Genomic DNA, 24,185 nt, shown 5'->3' with positions numbered 1-24,185 from the left:
ATACAAGTGACTACCTACCGCCTTGGAGTTCTCGAAGGTGACGGCATCGGCCCCGAGATCGTCCCGGCGTCCGTGCTCGTCGTCGACGCCGCCCTCGCGGCCGCCGGTGGCACGGCGATCGACTGGGTGGGGCTGCCGCTGGGCCGCTCGGCCATCGACGCCTACGGCGAGGCCGTACCCGAGTCGACGCTGACCGCTCTCGCCGGCCTGGACGGGTGGCTGCTCGGGCCGCACGACAGCGCCGCCTACCCCGAGCCGCACCGCTCCCGCCTCAACCCGAGCGGGACCATCCGCAAGCACTTCGACCTGTTCGCCAACATCCGCCCGGCCAAGTCCTTCGACGGAGCCGACGCCGTCGTCGCGGGCACCGACCTGGTCATCGTCAGGGAGAACACCCAGGGCTTCTACGCCGACCGCAGCACCTACAAGGGCAGCGGCGAGTTCATGCCCACCCCTGATGTGGCGATCGCGATGGGCATCATCACCCGGGCCGCCGTCGAGCGCATCGCGATCGAGGCGTTCGAGCTGGCCCGCCGCCGGCGCAAGCAGCTCACCGTCGTGCACAAGGCCAACGTCCTGAAGATGACCACCGGCCTGTTCCTCGACGTGTGCCGGGAGCTGGCGGCCGGCTATCCCGATGTCGCCGTGGACGACTTCCACATCGACGCGATGACCGTGCATCTGGTGCGCCGCGCCGACGACTTCGACGTGATCGTCACCGAGAACATGTTCGGCGACATCCTCTCCGACCTGGCGGGCGAGATCGCCGGCTCGCTCGGCATCGCCCCGTCCGTCAACTCCTCCCACGAGCGCGCCATGGCCCAGGCGGCGCACGGCTCGGCCCCCGACATCGCCGGCCAGGACGTGGCCAACCCCATCGCGATGATCCTCTCCAGCGCCATGCTGCTGGACTGGCTCGGCGCCAGGCACCATGACGCCACGCTGACCGAGGCCGCCGCGCTGATCGAGACGGGCGTCGCCGACACCGTACGAGCCGGCACCCGCACCCGGGACATGGGCGGCACGGCAGGCACCCGCGACTTCGCGCAGGCCGTCGCGGACACGGTCAAGGGGCTGCGATGAGTCCGACGGTGGCGGTCGTCAACGCGACGCCCGACTCGATCCAGCCGGCCACGGAAGGTCTCAGGGAGGGATTCCCCGAAGCCGCGCTGTGGCACCTGCTGGACGACCGGCTGGTGGGCGACGCGGACGCCGCGGGCGGGATGACGCCCGCCCTGTCCCGGCGGATGCTCTCGCTCATCGACCACGCGGTGCGCGGCGGCGCGGACGCGGTGCTGCTGAGCTGCTCGATGTACGGGCCGGTCGTCGACCTCGCGCGCCGCCTCTACGAGCTGCCCGTGGTCAGCTCCGACGAGCAGATGTTCGCGGAGGTCGTGAGGCGCGGTCCCGGCACGGTGGTCGTCCTGGGCTCGCTCGAGTCCGCCGCGGCCGACTCGGCGTTGCGGCTGCGCGGCGTGCTGGCGGAGCCGGGCACCGAAGTGACGGCGGTCGCCGCTCCCGGCGCCTCCGCCGCGGCCTCGGTCAACGACCACCGTTCCCTGCTCGACGCCCTGGCCAGGGCCGCCGAGCCCCATCTCGGGGTGGCCGATCTGTTCCTGCTGGGGCAGTACTCGATCAGTCCCGTGCACGGCATGCTCTCCGACCGGCTCGGCGTGCCGGTCCTCAGTCCTCCGCTCATGGCGGCGGGGGCGCTGCGCGCCGCGCTGCTGGCCGGGGCCGGAGCATGAGCAGTCCTGCCCTCGGGTGCGTCGCCGACGACTACACCGGCGGGACCGATGTCGCCGCCGCCCTGCGGCGGGCGGGGCTGCGCACGGTCCTGCTGTTCGGCGCGCCGCCGGCCGACATGGTCGTATCGGACTGCGACGCGATCGTCGTCTCGCTCAAGACCCGGACGGCGCCGGTGGACGAAGCCGTGGCCGTCTCCCTGGCCGCCCGCCGATGGCTGGTGGAACAGGGGGTCTCGCGGATCTACCTCAAGTACTGTTCCACGTTCGACTCCACCGACAAGGGCAACATCGGGCCCACCGTGGACGCGTTCCTGGAGGCGGGCGGCGCAGCGTTGACGGTCGTCTGCCCGGCCTCGCCCGAGCACGGCCGCACCGTCTACCAGGGGCACCTCTTCGTCGGCGACCGGCTGCTGTCTGAGTCACCGATGCGCCATCATCCGCTCACCCCGATGACGGACTCCGACCTGGTCAGGGTCCTGGGCCGGCAGACTCCGCAGCCGGTGGGACTGATCCCGCACGAGGTGATCTCGCGCGGGGGCGACGCCGTACGGGATGCCCTGGACGATCTGAAACACCGGGGTGTCCGCCATGTCGTCACGGACGCCGTCGGCGACCGGGACCTCGACGCCATCGCGCGCGCGACCGCCCACCTCCCCGTCGTGACAGGGGCGGCGGGGCTGGCCCGCGCCACCGGCGCACTGCTGGCGAGCGACGCGGTCGCCGAAGAGGGGGACACCCAGCTGCCGGAAGGACCCGCCATCGTGATCGCCGGAAGTTGCTCGGCGGCCACGCTGGAACAGGTCGCCCGCGCCCGCCGGAGCATGCCCTCCTACCGGCTCCGCCCGGAGTCCAAGGACATGATCGAGGGCGCGCTGCGGTGGCTGGAGGCGCACCTCGGCGACGGGCCGGTCATGGTCTACTCCTCGGCCCCGCCGGAGGAACGCCTGCCGGACTCCGCCGAGCTGCTGGAACAGGCGCTGGCCGCGGCCGCCCGGCACGCCGTCGAGCTCGGCGCGCGCCGCGTCGTGGTGGCCGGCGGCGAGACGTCCGGCGCCGTGGTCAGCGCGCTCGGGGTGGCCTCCGTGGTCATGGCCGCGGAGGAGGATCGCGGGGTGCCGTGGGTCCTCACCAGCGGTGTGCCGCGGCTGGCGCTGCTGCTCAAGTCGGGTAACTTCGGCCGTCCTGATCTGCTGGTCCGAGCCGTGGACGCGACGTGAGCGACATCCCCGCCCGGCTCGCCGAGCTGGGCGCCTCCCTGTTCGGCAGGCGGCTGACCCACGGCAGGACCGGCAACATCAGCGCGCGCGTCGACGGCGGGTTCCTCGTCACCCCGACCGGAGGGTCGCTGGGCGAGATCTCCGCCGGCCACCTGTCCCTGGTGGACCTGGCCGGCGGCCACCTCGCCGGGCCGCGCCCGTCGAAGGAGGCGTTCCTGCACGCCGCGCTCTACCGCGCCCGCCCCGACGCGGGCGCGGTCGTCCATCTGCACAGCACCTATTCGGTCGCGGTGTCCTGCCTCGACGGGCTGGATCCCGCCGACGCGCTCCCCCCGCTGACCGCCTACTACGTGATGCGCGTGGGCCGGTTGCCGCTGCTGCCCTATCACGCCCCGGGCGACAGCGCGCTCGGCCCGCTCGCCGAGCGGGCCGCCAGGACCGCGCACGCCCTGCTCCTCGCCAACCACGGTCCGATCGTCGCCGGGCCGGATCTGGCCGGCGCCGCCGACATCGCGGAGGAGCTGGAGGAGACCGCACGGCTCTGGCTGCTGCTGCACGACCGGCCCACCCGGCCCTTGACGGCCGACCAGGCGGCGGAGCTGCGCATCCGCCACCGTTCTGAAAGGAACACGACATGATCCCGGCTCCAGACCTCATCACCTTCGGGACCCGCGTCCTGACCTCGGTCGGAGTTCCCGAGCCCGACGCGAGGCTGGTGGCCGACAGCCTGGTGACCGCGGACATGTGGGGGCACCCCTCCCACGGCATGCTGCGCCTGGGCTGGTACGTCGACCGTATCCGCGGCAAGGTCATGCGAGCCGCGACCGAGGTGGTCACGGTGACCGACGGGGGCGCCGTCGCGGTCCTCGACGGGCAGGACGGCGTCGGCCAGGTCGTCACCGCGCACGCCGCCCGCGAAGCCGTACGGCGGGCGGGTGAGCACGGCGTCGGCGTCGTCGCGGTGCGAAACAGCAATCACTTCGGCACCGCCGCCTACTTCACCCGCATGATCGCGGCCCAGGGCTGTGTCGCCGTCCTGACGACCAACGGCAGCCCCGCCATGGCCCCCTGGGGCGGCCGGGCGAAAACGGTCGGGGCCAACCCTTGGTCCATCGCGGTCCCGGGCGGGCGGCGCGGCCCGGTCGTGCTCGACATCGCCAACACGACAGTGGCCCGGGGCAAGATCTACGCCGCGCTGGAGCGGGAGGAGCCCGTTCCCGAAGGCTGGGCCCTGGCCGCGGACGGCACCCCGACGACCGACCCGCGGCAGGCGATCGACGGGCTCATCCTGCCCATGGCCGGGCACAAGGGATACGGCATCTCCTTCATGATGGACGTGCTGTCCGGGGTGCTGACCGGCAGTTCCTACGCCGGCGGCGTGGCGGGGCCGTACGTTCCCGACCGGCGCAGCGGCTGCGGCCACCTGGTGCTCGCCCTGCGCGTCGACGCGGTGCACGATCCGCAGGAGTACGGCAGGCGGCTCGACGACCTGATCGACCGCACCAAGGAGGTGCCGCTGGCACCGGGTTTCGAGGAGATCTTCTATCCGGGGGAGATCGAGGAGCGCAAGGCGCACGACGCCGAGCGGGGCGGCGTTTCGCTGCCCGACAAGACCCTCCGGGATCTGAGCCTGCTGGGCGAAGAGTGCCACGTCCCCCTTCCCGAGGGGATGGCCGCATGTTCGTCGTGATCGTGCACCTGCAGGTCAGGCCGGACCACGTCGACGCCTTCCTCCCCGGGATCGAGGCGAACGCCCGCGCCAGCCGAGAGGAGCCCGGCTGCCTCCGCTTCGACGTGCTGCGCACCGACGAGGACCAGCACCGGTTCGTGCTCTACGAGATCTACCGGGACGAGGCCGCCTTCTACCAGGAGCACCGCGCCACTCCGCACTACGCGGCCTGGCGCGAGGTGGCCGCCGCGTGCGTGGAGACCCACCGCAACACCTTCTGCCGGCCGGTCTCCCTCGACCGGGAGGCGCGGTGACGGCCACGCTCCGGGCGGGATCCCGCGCCTACCGCATCCACCCCGTGGCCGGCCTGGCCTCCGCCCGCCTTCCGTACAGCCTGCGGATCGTACTGGAGAACCTGGTACGGCACGGCGCCCCCGCCGACCAGGTCGAGGCCGTGGCCGGATGGAAGCCGCGCGGGGCCAGGACCGGGGCCGTGGACCTGTACCCGGCCCGGGTGTTCCTGCACGACACCAACGGGGTGCCCGCGCTCGTCGACCTGGCCGCCATGCGGGACGCGCTGGCCGCGCTGGGCGGCGATCCCGCTCGCGTCAACCCGGCCGTCCCGGCCGAACTCGTCGTCGACCACTCCATCATCGCCGACGTCTTCGGGCGGCCGGACGCGCTGGCCCGCAACGCCGAGCTGGAGTACGAACGCAACGGCGAGCGCTACCGCTTCCTGCGCTGGGGGCAGGCGTCCCTGCGGAACTTCACCGTGGTGCCGCCGGGCAAGGGCATCATGCACCAGGTCAACGTGGAATACCTGGCCCGCGTGGTGATGGTCCAGGACGGAACGGCCTTTCCCGACATCTGCCTGGGCACCGACTCGCACACCACGATGGTCAACGGGCTCGGCGTGCTGGGCTGGGGCATCGGCGGCATCGAGGCCGAGTCGTCGATGCTGGGCCAGTCGGTGTCGATCCCGCTGCCCGATGTCGTGGGCGTGCGGCTGCACGGCGAGCTGCCGGTGACCGCCACCGCCACCGACCTGGTCCTGACCGTCACCGAGCTGCTGCGCGGCCACGGCGTGGTCGGCAAGATCGTGGAGTTTCACGGCCCCGGAGTCGTCACGCTGCCCGTGACCGACCGGGTGACCATCTCGAACATGAGCCCCGAGTTCGGCTCCACCGCCGCGCTGTTCCCCGTCGACGAGGAGACCATCCGCTACCTCCGCTTCACCGGCCGCGACGACGAGCACGTGGATCTGGTCGAGGCCTACGCCAGGGAGCAGGGCCTGTGGCACGACCCGGACGCTCCGCCCGAGTACACCGCCGACCTCGACCTCGACCTGTCCACCGTCGTGCCCTCCATCGCCGGGCCGCGCAGGCCCCAGGACCGGGTGCCGCTCGACGCCGCCAAGGCGGCCTTCCGCGCCTCGGCGCCCCCCGCCCTGCGGGTCCGGCTGGCGGGCACCGGCCACGAGATCGGGCACGGGGCCGTCGCCATCGCCGCGATCACCTCCTGCACCAACACCTCCAACCCCTCGGTCATGGTGGCCGCCGCCCTGCTGGCCAAGAAAGCCGTCGAGCGGGGCCTGCGCACCAAGCCGTGGGTGAAGACCACCCTCTCACCCGGATCGCGGGTGGTGATGGACTACTTCAACGAGGCGGGGCTGGTCCCCTTCCTGGAGGAGCTCGGGTTCCACCTGTCCGGATTCGGCTGTATGACCTGCATCGGCGCCTCCGGGCCGCTCATCGACGAGGTCTCGCGTGCGGTCAGCGAGTCCGGGCTCAGTGTCGCGGCGGTGCTGTCGGGAAACCGCAACTTCGAGGGACGGATCCAGCCGGAGGTCGGGATGAACTACCTGGCCTCCCCGCCGCTCGTCGTCGCGTACGCGATAGCCGGCACGATGGACGTCGACCTCACCACCGAGCCGCTCGGCACGGGCAGCGACGGCCGGCCCGTCTACCTCCGGGAGGTGTGGCCCGCTCCCGAGGAGGTCCAGCGGATCGTCGCGGGCGTCATCAAGCCGTCCATGTTCACCCGCGCCTACGCCGACGTCTTCGACGGCGACGACCGCTGGCAACAGCTGGACGCCCCGGGTTCCGGCACCTTCTCGTGGGATCCCGGGTCGACCTACGTTCGGCGTCCGCCCTACCTGGACGGAATGTCGCGCGAGCCCGACCGGCTCCACGACATCCTCGACGCGCGGGTGCTGGTCAAGCTGGGCGACTTCGTGACCACCGACCACATCTCGCCGGCCGGAGCGATCCTCCCCGACAGCCCCGCCGGCCGGTATCTGGCCGGACTCGGCGTGCCGCGCGGGCGGCTCAACACCTACGCCTCGCGCCGCGGCAACCACGACGTCATGATGCGTGGCACCTTCGCCAACCCGCGGCTGCGCAACGAGGTCGCCCCCGGCACGGAAGGCGGTCTGACCCGCGACTTCCTCGACGGCGGCAGGATCACCTCGGTGTACGACGCCGCCCGCGCCTACCGGGAGGCCGGGGTCGCGACCGTGGTGCTCGCCGGGGAAGGATACGGAGCCGGCTCCTCCCGCGACTGGGCGGCCAAGGGGCCGGCGCTGCTGGGCGTGAAGGCCGTCATCGCCAGGTCCTACGAGCGCATCCACCGGTCGAACCTGGTCGGCATGGGCGTGCTCCCGCTGGAGTTCCTGCCCGGCCAAGGCGCGGCCGAGCTCGGACTGACCGGGCGGGAGCGCATCACCATCCTGGGTCTCGGGTCGCTCGGGGAGGGCCCGCTACCGCCCACGCTGGCCGTCACCGCCGACGACGTGACGTTCGAGACCCGGCTCCGGCTGGACACCGCACGCGAGGTCGCCTATTACCGGCACGGTGGCGTCATGCCCTATGTCTTGAGGATGCTGCTCTCGTAGTGCGCCTAACCGGAGAAGCGGAAGCTGTCGGAGAGGACGGCGGGGACGGTGATGTCGCCGAGGACCGATACTCCGCCGTACCAGCCGCGGAGGGTCCTGCGGGAGTTGCCGACCGCGCTGACGCCTCGGAGGACGTCCAGATAGCTCTGGCTGAACCGCAGGTCGCGTACGGGACCGACGATCTCGCCGCCCTCGACGAGGAAGAGGCCGTCCCGGGTCACTCCGGTGACGATCCCGCGCTTGGGATCCACCGGGTTGGTGTAGTAGAAGCGGGTCACGAGCAGTCCCCGGTCCAGCCGGCCGAGCAGTTCCTCCCGGGAGAAGCCACCGGGTGCCATGAACATGTTCGTCGGGAGCGGGCCGACCGGGTTGGGCGCGGGCAGCGCGTGCCCGGTGGAGTGGATTCCGGCGCCGGCGGCGGTGCGGGTGTCGTGGACCAGGCCCGCGCAGCGGCCGCGGTCGATGAGGGTGACCCGCTGTTTTCCGACGCCCTCGTAGTCGAAGGCGGTGGGCAGGCCCGCCGGGTCGGTCCCGTCATCCCAGACGGTGACCAGGTCGCTGGCGATCCGGACGCCGGGCTCCGCGCAGGACTGGCCCTCCTGGGCGGCGCGCGCGTTGAAGCCGCACCGGCCGAGCTTGGCCAGCAGGTCCACCACGGCGTACTCCTCCAGGACCACGGGATACTCCCCGGGCGCGAGGGCGACGGCGTGATCACCGGCGCGGGCCTTGGCCGCCGCCTCCCGGCCGAGGGCCGCGCCGTCGACGTCGGCCACGTCCACCGCGCAGGTCTCGGCGTATCCGGTGCCGCCGTCCGGGGACATGTGCACGGTGACCAGCCAGGCGTCGCTCCTGGTCTGCGCCGCCCGGACACCCCTGCTGCTGAGCACGGCCGTGGTGACGGCGCCGGTGGCGAAGGAGCCGAACGCGCCGACACCGGCGGCGTCGGCCGCGGCGATGACCTCGCGCACCACGCCGGCGCGGAGTTCGGGCGTGGCCGCGCGGGTGGCGGCGGCGCTGGCACCCGTCACCTCCGGGATCGGCCCCGGTTCCGGCAGGCCGGGCCAGTCGTCGGTCTCGGCCGTGCCGCGCGCGCTCGCGGCGGCGCGTTCGACCAGGGACTCGAGCGCGGCGTCGTCCAGGCGGCCCGTCGCCGCCATGCCGTGCCGCCTGCCGTGCACGTAGCGGAGGTTCACCCGGACGGTGTCCTCCGCCACGCTCTGGTGGATCTCGGAGTTGGCGAACCTGGTCAGCGCCGCCCGGCGGGTTTCCACGCTCACCTCCGCGTCGGTCGCGCCGTGCCGGCGTGCCAGCGCCAGCAGCCGTTCCGCGTGTTTCTCGATCATCGCCCCATCCGTACGCCTCGGAACCGCGCCCCCGAACAGCCGTGCCCCACCTGGACGCACTGCGGCGGCAGGCCCTTGGCGCAGTTGGGATTGCCGTACATGACGTAGCTGCTTTCGTCGGCGACCGCGTCGCAGGAGCGCCAGAACTCCGGCGTGACCCCGGAGTAGACCGGGTTCTTGAGGATGCGTCCCAATCGCCCGCCCTTGATCTCGTAGGCGATCTCCGTGCCGAACTGGAAGTTCCAGCGGCGGTCGTCGATCGACCAGCTGCGGTTGGTGTCCAGGTAGAGGCCGTCGTCGGTGTCCGCCACGATGTCCGGCAGGCTCATGCCGGGCACCGGCACGAGGTTGACGTTGGTCATGCGGACCAGCGGAAGCCGGTTCCAGCTCTCCGCGCGCACGGTGCCGCCGGACGGCCCGCCGATGCGGGGAGCGGTGTCCCGCGAGGTCAGGAAGCCGGTGAGGACGCCGTTCTCGACCAGGGTGGTGCGCTGCGCCGCCACCCCCTCGTCGTCCCAGCCGAACGAACCGGGACCGCCGGGGACGGTCGCGTCGGCGACCAGGGTGACCAGGTCCGAGCCGTACCTGAAGCCGGAACCGAGCAGGTCGGCGGTGAGGAAGCTGGTCCCCGCGTAGCTCGCCTCCGCGCCGAAGACGCGGTCGAGTTCGGTGGCGTGCCCGCAGGACTCGTGGATCTGCAGGTACAGCTGGCTGGGGTCGATGACGACGGTGGCGGGCCCGTCGGGGCAGGGCGGCGCCGAGAGCAGGGCCACCGCCTCCTCGGCGCACCTGGCCGCGTTCCCCGCCAGGTCGAGTTCGCGGACGAACTCGTACCCCGCCTGCCCCCACCGGCCGCCCCTGGCCTCGGGATAGCTGCGCCGCTGGTGCTCGTTCCCGTGTACGGCATGCGCCTCCACCCCCGCTCCCACGTGCGTGAACACCTGCTCGGTGAGGCTGCCGTCGGTGGCCGCGAAGGTCTTCCACTCCCGCTGCGCGCCATACGTCGAGACGGTGGCCACGACGCCGGGCCCGGCCAGCGCGGCGTCGGCGGCGAGCAGGTCGGCGACCTTGGCCTCCAGCGGAAGCGCGAAGGGATCCTCCTTGACGGGAGTGGCGTAGGTGCCCTGGGCGCGGGGGCGCTCGGCCAGGGTCACGCGATGCCGCAGTGCGGGCGCCGCGGCTTTGGCCTGCCGTACCGCCTCGGCCGCGGCCGCGTCGACCGCGTCCGCGTCGTACCCGTGGGTCGCCGCGAAACCCCAGGCTCCGTACGCGAACACCCGGACGCCGACGCCTTCGCTCTCCTCCGAGGCGATGGACTCGACCCGGCCGGTCCGCACCGTCACCGACTCCTCGGCCCGCCGCACGACCCGCACGTCCGCGTAGGCGGCGCCCCCGCGCACGGCGGTGTCGAGCGCGCGGTCCGCGATCTCCCTCACCGGCTCGCCCTCCTGTTCGAGCGCAGCAGCCAGATCATGTACGGCGTGCCGACCAGCGCCGTCATCACCCCCACCGGAATCTGCCGGGGATCGATGACGACCCGGCCGACGGTGTCGGCGACCACCACCAGGACGGCCCCGAGCAGCGCCGCCACGGGCAACATGCGGCGGTGCGAGGAGCCGACGACGCTCCGCGCGAGGTGCGGCGCGATCAGCCCGACGAAGCCGACCGCGCCGATGGTCGCGGCGGTGCCCGCGGCGAGCGCGACCGCGCCCATCAGCACGAGCAGGCGCACCCGGCCGAGCCGGAGCCCGAACGCGCGCGGCAGGTCCTCACCCAGCGCCAGCATGTCCAGCGGCCGGGTGCCGGCCACGAGCAGCACCGTGACCACCAGCGGGACGGCCAGCCAGAGCAGGTCGCCGGCCGCGCGCCCGTAGGTGGACCCGGCCAGCCAGGTCAGGACCGCCCCGATCGTCATGGTGGAGCGCAGCGCGAGCACCTGGACGACCGCCGAGGTGGCCGCGGCCAGGCCGATGCCGACCAGCACCACCCTGGTCGGATCGAGCACGCCCTTCCGCCGGGCCACGGCGATCACCAGCAGCAGGGCGAGCAGACCGCCGAGCGCCGCCGCCCCCGGGATCATCCAGCGCGGGGCGGTGGAGGCCAGAGTGATCACCGTGACGGCCCCGATGGCCGCCCCGCCGGTGACCCCCAGCAGGGACGGCTCGGCGAGCGGGTTGCGGATGACGGCCTGGACGGCGCCGCCCGCCACCGCGAGGCAGGCCCCGCCCCCGGCCGCGGCGAGCACCCGGGTGAACCGCTGCGACAGCACACCCTGGATCAGCGGATCGGGGTTGAGCAGCTGGGACAGGTCGATGCTCAGCGTGCCGACGCAGACCCCGACGAGGATCCCGGCGGCGAGCAGGACCGCCGCCACCGTCACGACGGTGGCGTAGCGGCGGCCGGTCACCGGCCTGGTCTCGGTGACCGCGGCCCCGGTCTCGGCGTCGCCGGTGGTCAGGCGGCGGACCAGCAGCAGGAAGACGGGGCCGCCCACCAGCGCGGTGACGACCCCGACCGGGATCTCGCCGCCGGCGGCGGTCTGCAGAGCCTGCCCCACGCCGTCCGCGAGCAGCACCAGCAGCGCGCCCGCCGCCGCCGACAGCGGCAGCAGCCAGGCGTGCCGGTGGATCCCCGCCATCCGCACGGCGATCGGGGCCACCAGGCCGACGAAGCCGATCGGTCCCGCGACGGTCACCGCGACGGCGGCGAAGGCGACCGACAGCAGCAGGACGTACAGGCGCATGCGGCCCGCGTTCACCCCCATGGCCTCGGCCGTGTCGTCGCCCAGGGCGAGCAGGTCGAGCGGGCGGACGAGCGCGGGCACGGCCAGGGCCAGGACGAGGACCGCCGCTCCGGTCCAGAGCGGGACGCTCAGGCCGGTCTGGATCAGCGACCCGTTGCCCCAGAAGAACGTGCCGCGGGCGGTCTGCTCGTTGAGCATCTGCACCATCAGCGCGATCGAGGTGGCCGCCAGGGCGACCGCCGTACCGGCCAGGAGCACGCGTCCCGGGGCGTACAGCGAGCGCCCGGCCAGCGCGTACACGAGCGCGGCCGCGGCGACGGCGCCGGCCAGGGCGGCGGCGCCGGTGCCGAACACGCCGACGCTCAGGCCGGTCGCGCCGACGATGGTGACCGCCAGGTAGGCGCCCGCGTTCACGCCCAGCGTGTCGGGGGCCGCGAGCGGGTTGCGCGTCCCGCCCTGGACCAGGCCGCCAGCGAGGCCGAGGGCCAGCCCGGCCACCAGGCCCGCGAGCGTGCGGGGCAGCCGTCCGCTGAAGACGATGTCGCCCGCCAGCTGGTCCCCGCCGCCGGTGAGCACCTGGACCACGTCGCCGACGCCGAGCCGGGAGGCGCCCTGGCCCAGATGCCAGAGGGAGACGACCGCCAGCAGGGCGAGGGCGGCGGCGCAGGCGACGGGAGGGCCGAACCGCCGGACCGGTCGCATCGGGGCGGCGGACGCGAGAGCGGCGGTCATTTGACCAGCGTCGCCACGGTCTGGGTGAGCAGTTGCTCGGCCGACAGCGGCCCGCCGTAGAACCACGGGGTCGGGTCCAGCAGGTAGGTGTGGGCCGCCTGGACGAAGGGCAGCCCGGTCCACACCTTGTTGTCGGCGAGCTTGACGAAGGTGTCGTCGCCGGCCGGGGAGACGTAGAGGAAGTTCACGTCGGCGGGGAGACCGGTCAGCGCCTCGACGCCGACCGTGCTGAGCCCGTCTCCGTCAGCGGTCCCGGTCCACCCGTTGGTCATGCCGGCCGCCTCCAGGATCTGGGAGGCGAGCGAGGGCTTGGCGAAGACGGTCACGGTCGCGGCGCCCGCTCCCCCGGCCGGGTAGGCGAGGGCGAAGGTCTTGCCCACGGTGGAGAGCTTGGTCTTGGCCGACGCCATCGTCGCGTCGAGCCCGGCGAGCACCTCGCTGGCCTTGGCGTCCTTGCCGACGGCCTCGGCCAGCGCCAGGAAGCTCTCTCTCATGGTGGTGAGTTGTGGTTTGGCCGGATCGTTCCACCGGAACGCGAGGACCGGGGCGATGTCCTTGAGGCTCTGGAGGTTGCTGGTGAACCGGTCCGCGGCACCCACGATCAGGTCGGGCTTGAGCGAGGCGATGGTCTCCAGGTTCGGCTCCTGGCGGGTGCCGACGTCGAGGGTGGTCTCGGCGACGCGCGGGCCCGCCGTCACCCAGTCGTTGTAGACGCCCATGTCGGCGACGCCGACCGGGGCCACGCCGAGCGCGAGCAGTTCCTCGGTGTAGGTCCACTCGAGCGAGACGACGCGGGTGGCGGGGGCGGCCAGCTCCACGGGGCCGAAGGCGTCCGTGATGGTGATCTTCGCTGCGCCGGGGGCGGCGGCAGCGGTCGGGGCGGCGGGGGTCGAGGAGCCGCACGAGGCGATAGCGAGCACCGCGGCCACGGTGCCGAGAAGGATTGCGGTCTTGCGCATGGTCGTCTGCCTTAACTGTGCTGTGGGGGGTGTCAGTTGGCTGAAGTACGGGGGAAGCAGGCGATTCCACCCGTCTCGGAGTCGTGCACGACCTTGACGTCGAGCCCGAAGGCGCGGGCGATGCCCTCGGAGGTGAGCACCTCGGCCGGGGTGCCGTGGCCGAGGATCTCGCCGCCCGCGGTCAGCATCACGCGGTCGCCGTAGGAGGAGGCCTGTCCCAGGTCGTGGAGGACCAGGCCGCAGGCCATGCCGTGCTCGTGGGCGAGGGAGCGCACCACTTCCAGCACCTCCACCTGGTAGCGCAGGTCGAGGTAGGTGGTGGGCTCGTCGAGCAGCAGGATGTCCGCCTTCTGCGCGAGCACCGCGGCGAGCCAGGCGCGTTGCCGCTCACCGCCGGACAGCTCGTTCACGCGTTTCCCGGCGAGCGGGAGCGCGTTGGTGACGCGCAGCGCCCACTCGACGGCGTCGAGGTCTTCCGCGGTGTGCCGCGCGAACGCGCCGCGATGCGCGTAGCGGCCGTTCCTGGCCAGTTCACGCACGGTGATCCCGGCGGGGACCAGGGGCGTCTGCGGCAGGAAGGCCAGCCGCTGGGACAGTTCCCTGCGGCTGAGTTTGTCCAGGGGATCGCCCAGGACCCGCACCTGGCCGCCGGTCGGCCGCTGCAGGCCGGCCAGGGTGCGCAGCATGGTGGATTTTCCGCAGCCGTTGGGTCCGACGAGCACGGTCACCGTGCTCGCGGGAAGGGTCAAGTCCACGTCGGCCAGGATGGTGCGGCCGTCGTGACCAACGCTGAGCCGTTCGGCGACGAGGGGACCCGACATTGTTCCGCCTTTCTCGCTGCCGACCGCCGTCAGGGTCTGACAAAGTCAGATAGATCGCGCGAAGTGGGGGGTTTCGGTTGGTAGCCCGAAAATTAGGCCGAATTTAGACCTGTTGTCAATGGGTTCGACTAAACGTAAAATCCTTGTTGCCGGGCTTGCCCGACGAAGCGTTCCCGTGCGTTCCTGTTGAGAAAGGACACTCCGATCAGCCAGATATCTTCGGAAGCCGATGCGCTGTTCGCCGCCATGCGCCCGGTCGTCGACGGGATCCAGGCCACGTTCGGCCGCAAGTGCGAGGTGGTGCTGCACGACTACCGGCAGGTGGAGCACTCGGTCATCGCCGTGGCCGGCGACGTCACCGGGCGCAGAGTGGGGTCGGCCATGAGCCAGATCGGCCTCGGCATGTTGCGGCAGGGCGACGACGCCAAGGACGACCTCAATTACGTGACACGGCTGCCCGACGGCCGCGTCATCAAATCGTCGACCATCCTGCTGCGCACCTCCGACGACCATGTGGTGGGCGCCGTGTGCGTCAATCTCGACGTCACCGAGCTGCGCGCGGTCGGCAGGCTGCTCACCGAGATGGCCGGGGACCTCGACCCGGCCGAATCCCCGGCCACCACGTTCGGCACGGACATCGAGTCGGTCGTCGACGGAGTGCTCGCCGAGGTGGAGGACGCGCTGGGCCACCCGCTGGCCCGGCTCACCGTGACCGAGCGCACGGACGTGTTCCGCCAGCTCGACCAGCGGGGGCTGTTCCAGCTCCGCCGGGCCGTGCCGATGGTGGCGGAACGCCTGGGGATGTCACGCCAGTCGGTCTACAACTACATCACCCGTCTCCGGGAGGAGTCCCCAGGATCCTGATGCGGACTCGTGGTGGCGTGCGGTGACGGGTTCGACCCTGACCCGGCCGTCCGCGCCTATCACGTGCATCTCGCCGAACTGGGCGACTGTCGTGTCCACGTGGCGCGGCACCAGCGTGACCAGGTCACCGACGCCCGGTTCCGTCCCCCGGGCGCAGGACAACACGAGGTGCTCCTGGGCCGCCGAGACCACCGCCAGGCCCGCGCCCTCGGCGTGCGGGCGCCCGGCGTCCACCTGGATCGCGGTGAGCCCGGCGTCGACCGTGATCCGCCCGGGACCGGGGCGGCTCACCACCCGGGTGAGCACGACCGCCGCGGCCGTGAACCCGATGTCGCCGAACCTGCCCAGACTGCGGGCGTCGTTGTAGACCACCGTTCCCGCGCCCACGGTGACCCGGTCCAGCCACGGCGTGGGCGTGGCCAGGATCTCGCGGAAGGTGTGGCTGCCGCCCGCGACCAGTTCCCCGATCGGGTGCCCGGCCGCCTGGAGCGCCTCCGCCAGATCCGCCATCGCGCGCAGGCCGTCGGCCGCTTGAGTGTCCCGTTCGGGCGGGGGCAGGTCGGCCAGGTGCCCGTCGTAGCCGTGCAGGCCGCGCAGCGGGATCCCCCGTCCCACCAGCTCGTCCGCCACGGCGAGAGCGGCCCGGTGATCGCCCGCCGGGACGCCGGTGCGGCCCATGCCGGTGTCCACGTCGATGAACGCCCCGGCCGGTCCCGGCCGCCAGGTGCGGATGCCCGCCACGCTGTCGGCCAGCACGGAAACCGCGGCGCCCGGATGGGCGGTGGCCAGCTCCGCCGCCCGCCACTGGGTGGGCCCGACCGCCGGATAGGCCAGCAGCACGTCGGGCGCGCCGAGGGAGAGCAGGGTGGCGAGCTCCGCGGTGGTGGACGCCTTGAACCTCCGCACCCCGAAGGCGATCAGCCGTTCCATGGCCCAGCGCGCCTTGGCCGTCTTCACGTGCGCCCGCCAGCGGTCCGGGGAGCCGGTGAGCGTCAGCACGAGCCGGATGTTCCGCTCCACCGCCGCCTCGTCGACCACCAGGGCCGGTGTCCTGACGCCGGCGAACAGCTCCGGACCTGTCATGACAGCCTGGCCCCCAGCCGGAGGCCGATCCGGATCGCCGGTGACCCGGGGAAGAAGACCACCCGCGAGCCGAAACTCTGGCCCTGGACGATCTCGAATTCGGTCTCCGACGTGGCCCGGCACAGCGACTCCCCGACCTGCGCCGTCCCGTTGAGCAGCGCCAGGCGGAGCCCGTCCTCGTGCGGTGCTATCCGGACGAGGTCCACGCCCGGAATCGCGTAGTCGCCCGCGTAGGCGGCGAGGCGTGCGGGAGCGAGGCCGGTGTAGGCCACCTCGGCGGGCCGCCAGCCGGTCAGGTGGTCCAGCGCGGCCTCCTTGACCGTCCGGCACAGCCGCCCGCCGTCGTCGCTGTTGGTGAGCACGGCCACCGCGACGCCCAACTCCGGCAGGAGGGTGAGCCGGGTGCAGTATCCCTTGTAGGACCCGCTGTGTTCGGCCACCGGCGTGCCGCCGGGAGCGGAGGTCATCCAGCCGAGGCCCTGCTGATCCCCCGGGAAGTCACCCGGGATCTGGGGCTCGCGCATCGCCGCGAGCCCGGCCCGCGACAGGACGGCGGAGCCGTGCCCGAGATGCAGACCGGCGAACCTGAGCAGGTCGTCCACGCCCGCGATCACGCCGCCGGAGGGCACCCGCGCCCGGGGGAAGGCGAAGGACGGGATCGGGACGTGCTCGGGAGAGCCGGCCGCGCCGCGGCGGTGCGGCAGCGCGACCCGGCCGAGCACCGCCTCCTCGGCGAAGAAGCAGCTGCCGGCCATGCCGAGCGGTTCCAGCACGCGCCGGCGCACCGCCTGTTCGAACGAGGGCCCGGCGAGCCGGGCGAGCACGGCTCCGGCCAGCCAGTAGCCGGTGTTGCAGTATCCCCAGAGCTCGCCCACGGGGGCGAACTGGCGGAGCGAGCCGTATGCCGACGCGACGCGGTCGAGCGCGTCGTCGTTGCGGCCGAAACTCTCCAGGTCGCCGCGGAGCTCGCTCTCCAGGCCGCTGGCGTGGGTGAGCAGGTGCCGCATGGTGAGCGAGGCCCGGGCACCGGCGTCGGCGAGCGTCAGCTCCGGGTAGTAGGCGAGCACCGGCACGTCGAGGTCGAGCACGCCCTCCTCCACCAGGGTCATCGCGAGCGTGGCGGCGAAGATCTTGGTGATGGAGCACAGGCGGAACAGCGTGCCGGTGGTGACCGGGCGCGGGTCGGCCACGCTGGTCACCCCGAGCCCGGTGGAGGCGACCTCACCATCGGCGGCCACGCCCAGGGCGACGCCCGGCACGCCGTTTTCCAGGCGGTGTTTCTCGGCAGTCTCGGCGAGCAGGGCGAGCAGTTCTGAGGCGGTCGTCATCGGGGGGTGTTTCCTTTCTTGGTCACGCGGCCAGGCCGTCGCCGGTGTAGAAGCCGCTGGCGGCCAGGTCGAGCAGGTGGGGGCCGCCGCAGGCGTCGCGGACCGCGGCCGCGCCGCGCTCGGTGCTCAGGAAGCGGGTGCCACGGCCGAGGACCGCGCCCTGGTGCCAGATCACCTGACCGGCGCTGATCGTGGTGGTGACGGCACGGCTCAGCGGATCGACGACCGCGAGGTCGGCGTCCGCCAGCCGCCCCTTGCCGGGCAGCCCGAGGATACGCGCGGGGGTCCAGGACGCCTTGGTGACGAACTCCGCCAGGCTGAGCAGGCCCCACTCCACCATGGACAGACCCGCGGACACCGTGACGTTCCGGGGGAACGCGCCGCCGTCGGTGGCCAGCGCGGGCACGTCGAAACTCCCGTCGGCCCGCCTGGACGAGCCGAGCACCAGCCGGGAGATGGCCGGGTTCACGGGCAGGCAGATAGGCGTCGCCGTCTCCGCCGCCTCCCAGTAGGCGACCCCCTCGTCCCCGGAGAGCAGGCGCACGTCGTCCGGCTCCATCCGGGTGACCTGGGCCCAGCCCGCGCGGATCGCCCGGCGCAGGCCGTCCTCCGTGCCGGGATAACCGGCGCCCTCCAGCCAGGCGCGCACGCGCTTGTTCTTGGGCAGCCCGTCGACGCAGGTGCCGTTGGACCCGTTGATCTCCGCCAGGTAGGACTCGGCGAAGACCTGTGGCGACTTGCGGAGCAACTCGACCGCCGTATACGCCTCGGCTCCCGCGTCCTCGACGTCGCCCCGGCAGTAGCTGTTGACGTGGGCGACGTGGAGCCGGTTGTCCCCGGCGAGTGCCAGGGTCTCGCGCAGGCCGACGATGTCGCTGGCGGTCGCGGTGGTGCCGCAGTGGCTGGCGATCCAGACGCCCGCGCGGTTGCACTCGTCGATGATCATTCCGGTGGGTTCCGGCTCCCAGCCCTTGTCGACGTGGAGCTTCACCCCGATGCCGCCCGCGGCGAGGACCCGGTCCACGGCCCGCCTGATCTCGGCCCTGGTCGGCCGGGCGGGCAGCTGGGCGTCCGGACGGAACGCCTCGACCGCGGCGATGTGCAGGCCGGCGCCCGATCTGGCGGCGGCGGTCAGCACGCCCGCGGCCGGGCCCGACAGGTCGAGCGCGGTCGTCACGCCCGCGCGGGCCAGCATGGCGTGCCCGGCCCCGCCGCCCATGTGCTCGGGAATGTGCACGTGCAGGTCCACCAGGCCGGGGATGACATACCGGCCGGTGACGTCGATGACGGTGGCGGCGTGCCCGGCCAGCTCGGGGCCGACCGCCTCGACCCTTCCCCCGGCGATCGCCACGTCGGCGATCTGGTCGACACCGGCGGCCGGGTCAATCACCCGGCCCCCGCGCAGCAGAATGTCGTACTCCATGCCCACTCCCTTGTCCCAGTGATGTCAGCCGGCCCGATGCACGACCAGGCCGTCGACGATGGTCGCCGCGACCCCGGTCCCCCGGACGTCCCCGTCCGCCAGCGGGTCCCGGTCGAGCACGGCGAGATCGGCGTCCATGCCCACGGCGACGCTGCCCCGCCGGTGCTCCGCGTGCGCGGCGTAGGCCGAACCGTGCCCGTACGCGGTGAGCGCCTGCGGCAAGGTGAGCGCGTGGTCGGCGGACATCGCGGCGTGCAGGGTGGTGAACGGGTCGAAGTCCACCACGGGCCAGTCCGAGCCGAGCGCGATGGCCCCGCCCGCGGCGTGGATCGCGGACATCGGCCAGTTCGTGGCCGCGCGGCCGGGGCCGATCACGCGGTGCCAGCCGTGCGCCCGGTCGGTCGCGGAGAAGGCGTGCATGGGTTGCATGCTGGCCACCACGTCCAGCGCCGCGAACCGCCCGACGTCCGCCGGGTCGATGACCTCGACGTGCTCGACGCGGTGGCGGCGGCGGCCGGCCGCCGCGAAGGCGTCCAGGGCCATCCGGACGGCGCGGTCGCCGATGGCGTGCAGCTGGACCTGCCAGCCCCGGCGGTGCGCCTCCACCGTGAACGAGGTGAGCTGTTCCGGTTCGAAGGCGGGGGTGCCCGCGCTCTCCTCCCCCTCGTAGGGCGCCAGCATCGCGGCCGTCCTGCTCTCGATCACGCCGTCCACGAAGCCTTTGACGATCCCGCTGGTCAGCCAGTCGCCGGTGAGCGGCGCCACCAGGTCCGCGTGCTCGTCGAGGGTCGCCCGCCACTGGTCGAGCGACTGCTCGGGCGCCATGGGCAGGGCGATTCTGGACCGCAGCGTCAGGTGGCCCTCGGCCAGCGCCTCCCGCCAGACCGGCACCTCGCCCGGGTCGGTCCGCGCGTCCTGGACGGCGGTGAACCCCGACGCGTTCAGCGCCCGCACGGCCCGGCGCAGCGCGAGCTTCAGGTCCTGGTGGGACGGCTCGGGCATCACCCGGTAGATGAGCTGGCCGGCCCGCTCCTTGAGCCAGCCGGTGGGCTCACCGGTGGCCGGGTCGCGCACGATCGTGCCGTTGGGGGGATCGGGGGTGTGGCGGTCGATCCCGGCGGCGCGCAGGGCGGCCGAGTTGACCCAGTAGCTGTGGCCGTCCGTGCAGACCATCATGGCGGGGCGGTCGGGGAGGACCGCGTCGAGCGCTTCCTTGGCGGGCGCGGCGTCCCCCCAGGTGGCGTAGCGCCATCCGCCACCCCAGATCCACGGCAGTTCAGGGTGGGCCGCGGCATACTTCGCCACCCGATCCTGCAGCTCACGGACGGTCGCCGCCTCCTTGAGGGCGAGCAGGCCATACCACTGGCCGCCGGGGATCACGTGGATGTGCGCGTCGTCGAACCCCGGCAGGACCAGCCCGCCCCCGGCGTCGATCACCTCCGCGCGGGGGTGGCGCAGCCGCGCCGCCTCGACGTCGGAGGTGAGGGCGGAGATCTTTCCGTTCTCGATCACCACGGCGGTGGGCGCGTCCTCGGGCGGAGGGCCGACGCGCGCCCCGTCCAGGAACAGGCGGCCGTTCACGACGATCAGGTGCTTGGGCATGGTTCCTCCTCGGCGGCTCGGGACGGCTCAGCCGACCAGGACGGTGGCCTCGACCTCGACGGGGGAGTCCATGGGCAGCCGGGCCACGCCGACGGCGGACCGCGCGTGCCCGCCCACCTCGCCGAGCGCTTCGAGGAACGTCTCCGAGGCGCCGTCGGCCACCCGATGGTGGTCCAGGAAGTCAGGACCGGTGGCCACGAAGACCGTCACCTTGACGAGCGCGCGGATCCTGGACAGATCGTTCAGTTCCCGCTTGAGCGCGGCGAGGACGTTGAGCGCGCACTGCCGCGCGGCCGCCCTGCCCTGCTCCAGCGTGAGCTCCGCGCCCACTCGGCCGCGCAGCGGGAACTCGCCCTCGCGGGCCGCGACCTGCCCCGAGACGTGCACCTCGGCACCGCTCCACCGGCACGGCAGATAGCGCGCGAACGGCTCCAGCGGCTCGGGCAGTTCGAGATATCTGGTTTCCACGCCGACCTCCTGAGCACGTCACATCAACCTTGCGGGCCGAGGCTACCGAACCCTTGGACTCTCCGTCAATCCACTGGACGTTTTGTCAATCGCAAGGGCGGGCGGTGGGTCCATCGGCCGTCCATGAGCGTGCCGAGCACCTCCGGACGGCGCAGCTCCTCCGGGGTGAGGAGCGACGGGTCGCGGGCCAGGATCATCAGATCGGCCGGGTCCCCCGCCCGCACGGTGGACCGTCCCCTGGCGGCGGCGGCGAGCGCGTCCCTGAGCGGGACGGCCTGCTCGGGGTGCCACGGCGGGCGCTCGTCGTCGGTTCTGGTGACCGCGGAGGCGATGCCGTCCCAGGGGTCGAGCGGCGCGACCGGGGCGTCCGAGCCGATCTCCAGGGTCGCCCCCGCCGCGAGCAGGTCGGCGTACGCGTAGGCCCGTCCGGTCCGGCCGTGCCAGTGCGTGTCGGCGACCTCGCGGTCGTCGGGGGCGTGCGCCGGCTGCACTCCGGCGATCAGGCCGGGCCGGGCGAACCTGCCGAAGTCGGCCGGCCGTACCAGCTGCGCGTGCTCGATCCGGCCGGGGCAGCCGACCCGCTCGAAGGCGTCGAGGGCGATGGAGGTGGCCAGATCGCCGATGGCGTGCACCGCCGGATGCAGCCCGTGGCGTGCGGCGAGCGCCATCACCTCGGCCAGCTCCGCCAGCGGCGTCTCCAGCCGCCCCCGGCCGCCCGACCCCGGGTACGGATCGTCGCAGTACGCGGTACGGGTGTTGAGCGAGCCGTCCACGAACATCTTCACCGGGCCGACCTCGAGCAGCCCGCCGGAGCCCGCCACCACGTCACCGGTGCGCAGCCCGCGGGCGATCGCCTCGTCCAGACCGGCGCGCGGGATGGAACAGGCGACGCGTACGGCGACCTCCTGCTCGCGGTGGCGGCGCAGCCAGTCCGTCACGTTGTCGGCCAGCTCGAAGTCCAGCATGCCGGTGACGCCGCGCGCGGCGGCCGCCCCGGTCGAGGTGGCCACCCATCGGTCCAGCAGCTCGGCGGGGGGTGCGGGCAGCGCGACCAGCGCGTGGTAGCCCTCCGCCTCGTGCAGCACCCCGGTCGGGTGGCCGCCCAGGCCGACGAGCGCGAGCGCGGCGCCGCTGAACCACACGGTGTGGAGGTCATTGCTGATCAACACCACCGGGCGCGCCTCGGGCAGCAACCCGCGGTCCGGCTCGTCCGGCCAGAGGGCGTCGCGGAAGCCGTACCCCATGATCACCTCGCCGGACGGCGGGAGGTTCGCCGCCATCAGGTCCGCGGCCTCCCGCGCGGACCGCGCGCCGCTGAGGTCGATCCGGCGCCGGGCCTGGGCCCACTGCGCCGAGTGCACGTGCGCGTCCCACAGCCCCGGCAGCACGGTCGCCCCTTCGAGGTCGACCGCCTCCCCCAGGTGATCTGTCACGCTCTCGCGCACGGCGGCCACCCGTCCGCCGGTGATCAGAATGTCTCGGAGCGGGCCGCCGAGCCCGATCCGGGCGTTGCGCAGCAGCAGATTGGATGACATGCGGAGACGCTATGCGCTGCCGCCGCGAGCGCTCATCGTTGAGAACCGACTTTTCACCCCACCGCCCTTGTCGTGGCCGACGAGAGCTCGCCGCGCAGCTGGAGCAGCCGGAGCTGGAGCCAGATCACCAGCCGCTCGGACGGATCGGCGAGATCCATCCCGAACAGTTCCTGCAGGCGGCGGACACGGTAGCGCAGCGTGTTCTCGTGGATGGACAGCTCGGCGGCGGCCCTGGCCGCCTCGCCGAAGTTGTCCAGGTAGGCGAGCAACGTCATGGCGTGCGTGCCGGAGTGCGCGGCGTCGTGCGCCAGCATGCGCCGGACCGGTTCGAGCAGCCGGTCCGGCTCGGCGTCGCCCCGGTCGGCGAGGTCGAGCAGGGCGATCCGGCCGCGCACCCGCTCGTCGGTGGCGACACACATGCGCTCGCCCGCCGTCTCGGCCAGCACCCGGATGATCCGGTCGGCGCGCCGGCGCGAGGCGGGCACCTCCTCCAGCCGGGCGGCGACGGGGCCGACGCCGACGTGCAGCGCGATCCCCGCGGCGTCGCGGACCGAGGCGGCGATGTCCGTGGCGAACCGGACCAGCCGGTCGGGCGGCGTGCCCTCCGGCACCGGCACCAGGGCGTGGACGACGCTCCAGCCCGTGGCGCAGACGACCCCGTGGTGCCAGGCCTCACACGCGAGGGAGACCAGGTCGACGACGGTGGCGGCGACCACGTCCGCGCCCTGCCGGGGGGCGGGTCGCGCGGGCGCGAAGGCCAGCACGGCCACGGGGGAATCCGGCGGCAGGCCGAGCCGGGCGGCGGCGACGGACTCGGCGACCTCACCGTCGAGCAGCGCGCGCAACGTCTCCGCCCGCCGGCGGCGCAGCGGGGGGTTGCGCGAGTGCAGCAGGTGCGGCGCCGCGATCCGGGCCGCGGCGCCCAGCAACCGCAGGGCGTCGGGGACGACCGGAGGTTCGCCGTCCAGCACCCAGATGAAGCCGAGCAACTGCGCTCCCGCGCGCACCGCCGTGGCCAGCCGCCGCATGTGGCCAGGACCCAGGCTGGGAAAGCGCACCGGCCCGTCGGCGCGGAACACCCGGCTGTACTCCAGCCGGTTGGTCGGCCGCTGCGGCGTCCTGCGGCCGAGGATGCCCTGGGCGCGGATCTCGTCGATCTCCTGGCCGGGCACGTTGGAGTGCGCGAGCACGTTGCCCTGGGCGTCCTCGATGCAGGTGGCCCCGCCGAGCGCGGTGGCGATCGCGTTGGCCAGGGCGAACAGGTCGCCCACGTCGACGGAGGAGAACGGCGGGGTGGCCGCTCCCGGCCCGGAGATCGCGGCGGTCAGCAGGGCGTCGAGCTGGCGCCAGGGGAGCCCGGCCGGCGCGGCCAGGAGCGCCACCCCCGCCTCGCGGGCGGCGTCGGCCAGCTCGCCGAGATCGGCGCCCCGGTCCTTGATGACGACGGCGTGGTAGTTGCGGGTCGCGGCCTGCCGTACGAGATCGCGTGTCTCGGGGGCGGACGGGCGCGCGCCGACGGCGAGCAGCACGCAGGCGGGGCGGTCGTCGAGCTGGTCGTCCGGATCGTGCACCACCGGCTCGCCGATGGGCAGGGCGGCGTCGGGAACGTGCACGGCGGAGAGCGCGTGCGGGCCGAGCGTCTCCAGCACCTGCGCTATCGAAGGCCGGTATGGACGGGTCATGGTGCCGTCGGGGGTCGGATCGGTTGAGGACACGAGCGCCCCTTCCTCAACGTGGGGTGGGTCGCTCAATTTAGA

At 73.2% G+C, this 24,185-nt stretch carries 20 protein-coding genes; 8 read left to right on the top strand and 12 right to left on the bottom strand.

Features of this window, described 5'->3' with window-relative positions; translation table 11 throughout:
• The first annotated feature begins 6 nt into the window (after positions 1 to 6).
• Genes Amac_RS16645 through acnA form a run of 7 tightly spaced genes read left to right on the top strand, consistent with a single transcriptional unit; the run spans position 7 to position 7,527 of the window.
• Positions 7 to 1,083 carry an isocitrate/isopropylmalate dehydrogenase family protein gene (locus Amac_RS16645; RefSeq protein WP_218041124.1) on the top strand — a complete coding sequence of 359 codons (1,077 nt, stop codon included), beginning with the start codon at positions 7 to 9 and terminating at the stop codon, positions 1,081 to 1,083.
• A complete protein-coding gene (locus Amac_RS16640) occupies positions 1,080 to 1,748 on the top strand; it encodes an aspartate/glutamate racemase family protein (RefSeq protein WP_155355293.1) in 669 nt (222 codons plus the stop codon). The genes Amac_RS16645 and Amac_RS16640 overlap by 4 nt, the downstream gene beginning before the upstream one ends.
• On the top strand, positions 1,745 to 2,965 hold the full coding sequence (gene otnK, locus Amac_RS16635; RefSeq protein WP_155355292.1) for a 3-oxo-tetronate kinase: 1,221 nt from the start codon (positions 1,745 to 1,747) through the stop codon (positions 2,963 to 2,965). Before Amac_RS16640 ends, otnK begins: the two co-directional genes overlap by 4 nt.
• Positions 2,962 to 3,603, top strand: a complete 642-nt coding sequence (gene otnC, locus Amac_RS16630; RefSeq protein WP_155355291.1) for a 3-oxo-tetronate 4-phosphate decarboxylase — start codon at positions 2,962 to 2,964, stop codon at positions 3,601 to 3,603. The genes otnK and otnC overlap by 4 nt, the downstream gene beginning before the upstream one ends.
• Complete coding sequence (locus tag Amac_RS16625; RefSeq protein ID WP_155355290.1) at positions 3,600 to 4,655, top strand: Ldh family oxidoreductase; 1,056 nt, start codon at positions 3,600 to 3,602, stop codon at positions 4,653 to 4,655. Before otnC ends, Amac_RS16625 begins: the two co-directional genes overlap by 4 nt.
• Positions 4,643 to 4,948, top strand: coding sequence for a putative quinol monooxygenase (locus Amac_RS16620; RefSeq protein WP_155355289.1), 306 nt, complete (start codon positions 4,643 to 4,645; stop codon positions 4,946 to 4,948). The genes Amac_RS16625 and Amac_RS16620 overlap by 13 nt, the downstream gene beginning before the upstream one ends.
• On the top strand, positions 4,945 to 7,527 hold the full coding sequence (gene acnA / locus Amac_RS16615; protein WP_218041123.1) for an aconitate hydratase AcnA: 2,583 nt from the start codon (positions 4,945 to 4,947) through the stop codon (positions 7,525 to 7,527). Before Amac_RS16620 ends, acnA begins: the two co-directional genes overlap by 4 nt.
• A 5-nt stretch (positions 7,528 to 7,532) precedes the next feature.
• Here acnA and Amac_RS16610 read toward each other — a convergent pair whose 3' ends face one another.
• Genes Amac_RS16610 through Amac_RS16590 form a run of 5 tightly spaced genes read right to left on the bottom strand, consistent with a single transcriptional unit; the run spans position 7,533 to position 14,125 of the window.
• Complete coding sequence (locus Amac_RS16610) at positions 7,533 to 8,870, bottom strand: TldD/PmbA family protein (RefSeq protein ID WP_155355288.1); 1,338 nt, start codon at positions 8,868 to 8,870, stop codon at positions 7,533 to 7,535.
• On the bottom strand, positions 8,867 to 10,306 hold the full coding sequence (locus Amac_RS16605) for a TldD/PmbA family protein (RefSeq protein ID WP_155355287.1): 1,440 nt from the start codon (positions 10,304 to 10,306) through the stop codon (positions 8,867 to 8,869). The genes Amac_RS16610 and Amac_RS16605 overlap by 4 nt, the downstream gene beginning before the upstream one ends.
• Positions 10,303 to 12,345: an iron ABC transporter permease gene (locus Amac_RS16600; protein WP_155355286.1), complete on the bottom strand. Its 2,043-nt coding sequence runs from the start codon at positions 12,343 to 12,345 to the stop codon at positions 10,303 to 10,305. The genes Amac_RS16605 and Amac_RS16600 overlap by 4 nt, the downstream gene beginning before the upstream one ends.
• Positions 12,342 to 13,304: an ABC transporter substrate-binding protein gene (locus Amac_RS16595; protein WP_155355285.1), complete on the bottom strand. Its 963-nt coding sequence runs from the start codon at positions 13,302 to 13,304 to the stop codon at positions 12,342 to 12,344. The genes Amac_RS16600 and Amac_RS16595 overlap by 4 nt, the downstream gene beginning before the upstream one ends.
• Before the next feature lie 32 nt (positions 13,305 to 13,336).
• On the bottom strand, positions 13,337 to 14,125 hold the full coding sequence (locus Amac_RS16590; protein WP_155355284.1) for an ABC transporter ATP-binding protein: 789 nt from the start codon (positions 14,123 to 14,125) through the stop codon (positions 13,337 to 13,339).
• A gap of 186 nt (positions 14,126 to 14,311) precedes the next feature.
• Between Amac_RS16590 and Amac_RS16585 the strand changes: the two genes are divergently transcribed.
• Positions 14,312 to 14,989, top strand: coding sequence for a helix-turn-helix transcriptional regulator (locus Amac_RS16585; RefSeq protein WP_218041122.1), 678 nt, complete (start codon positions 14,312 to 14,314; stop codon positions 14,987 to 14,989).
• On the opposite strand, the gene Amac_RS16580 is transcribed toward Amac_RS16585, so the two are convergent.
• From Amac_RS16580 to Amac_RS16550, 7 genes are all read right to left on the bottom strand, one after another.
• Complete coding sequence (locus Amac_RS16580) at positions 14,930 to 16,072, bottom strand: alanine racemase (RefSeq protein ID WP_155355283.1); 1,143 nt, start codon at positions 16,070 to 16,072, stop codon at positions 14,930 to 14,932. The genes Amac_RS16585 and Amac_RS16580 overlap by 60 nt on opposite strands.
• Positions 16,069 to 17,400, bottom strand: coding sequence for a serine hydrolase domain-containing protein (locus Amac_RS16575; protein ID WP_155355282.1), 1,332 nt, complete (start codon positions 17,398 to 17,400; stop codon positions 16,069 to 16,071). The genes Amac_RS16580 and Amac_RS16575 overlap by 4 nt, the downstream gene beginning before the upstream one ends.
• Before the next feature lie 22 nt (positions 17,401 to 17,422).
• A complete protein-coding gene (locus Amac_RS16570; RefSeq protein WP_155355281.1) occupies positions 17,423 to 18,823 on the bottom strand; it encodes an amidohydrolase family protein in 1,401 nt (466 codons plus the stop codon).
• Between the two features lie 24 nt (positions 18,824 to 18,847).
• Positions 18,848 to 20,425, bottom strand: a complete 1,578-nt coding sequence (locus Amac_RS16565; protein ID WP_155355280.1) for an amidohydrolase — start codon at positions 20,423 to 20,425, stop codon at positions 18,848 to 18,850.
• Positions 20,426 to 20,452: 27 nt separating this feature from the next.
• Complete coding sequence (locus Amac_RS16560) at positions 20,453 to 20,893, bottom strand: RidA family protein (RefSeq protein ID WP_246268394.1); 441 nt, start codon at positions 20,891 to 20,893, stop codon at positions 20,453 to 20,455.
• Between the two features lie 65 nt (positions 20,894 to 20,958).
• Positions 20,959 to 22,428, bottom strand: a complete 1,470-nt coding sequence (locus Amac_RS16555; RefSeq protein WP_155355279.1) for an amidohydrolase — start codon at positions 22,426 to 22,428, stop codon at positions 20,959 to 20,961.
• Positions 22,429 to 22,481: 53 nt separating this feature from the next.
• Positions 22,482 to 24,143: a PucR family transcriptional regulator gene (locus tag Amac_RS16550; RefSeq protein WP_155355278.1), complete on the bottom strand. Its 1,662-nt coding sequence runs from the start codon at positions 24,141 to 24,143 to the stop codon at positions 22,482 to 22,484.
• Positions 24,144 to 24,185 lie beyond the last annotated feature (42 nt).

The organism is Acrocarpospora macrocephala (assembly GCF_009687865.1).
Taxonomy (GTDB): Bacteria; Actinomycetota; Actinomycetes; order Streptosporangiales; family Streptosporangiaceae; genus Acrocarpospora; species Acrocarpospora macrocephala.
Note: the sequence above shows the minus strand (reverse complement) of the source record. Positions and strands in the feature narration are given on the sequence as shown.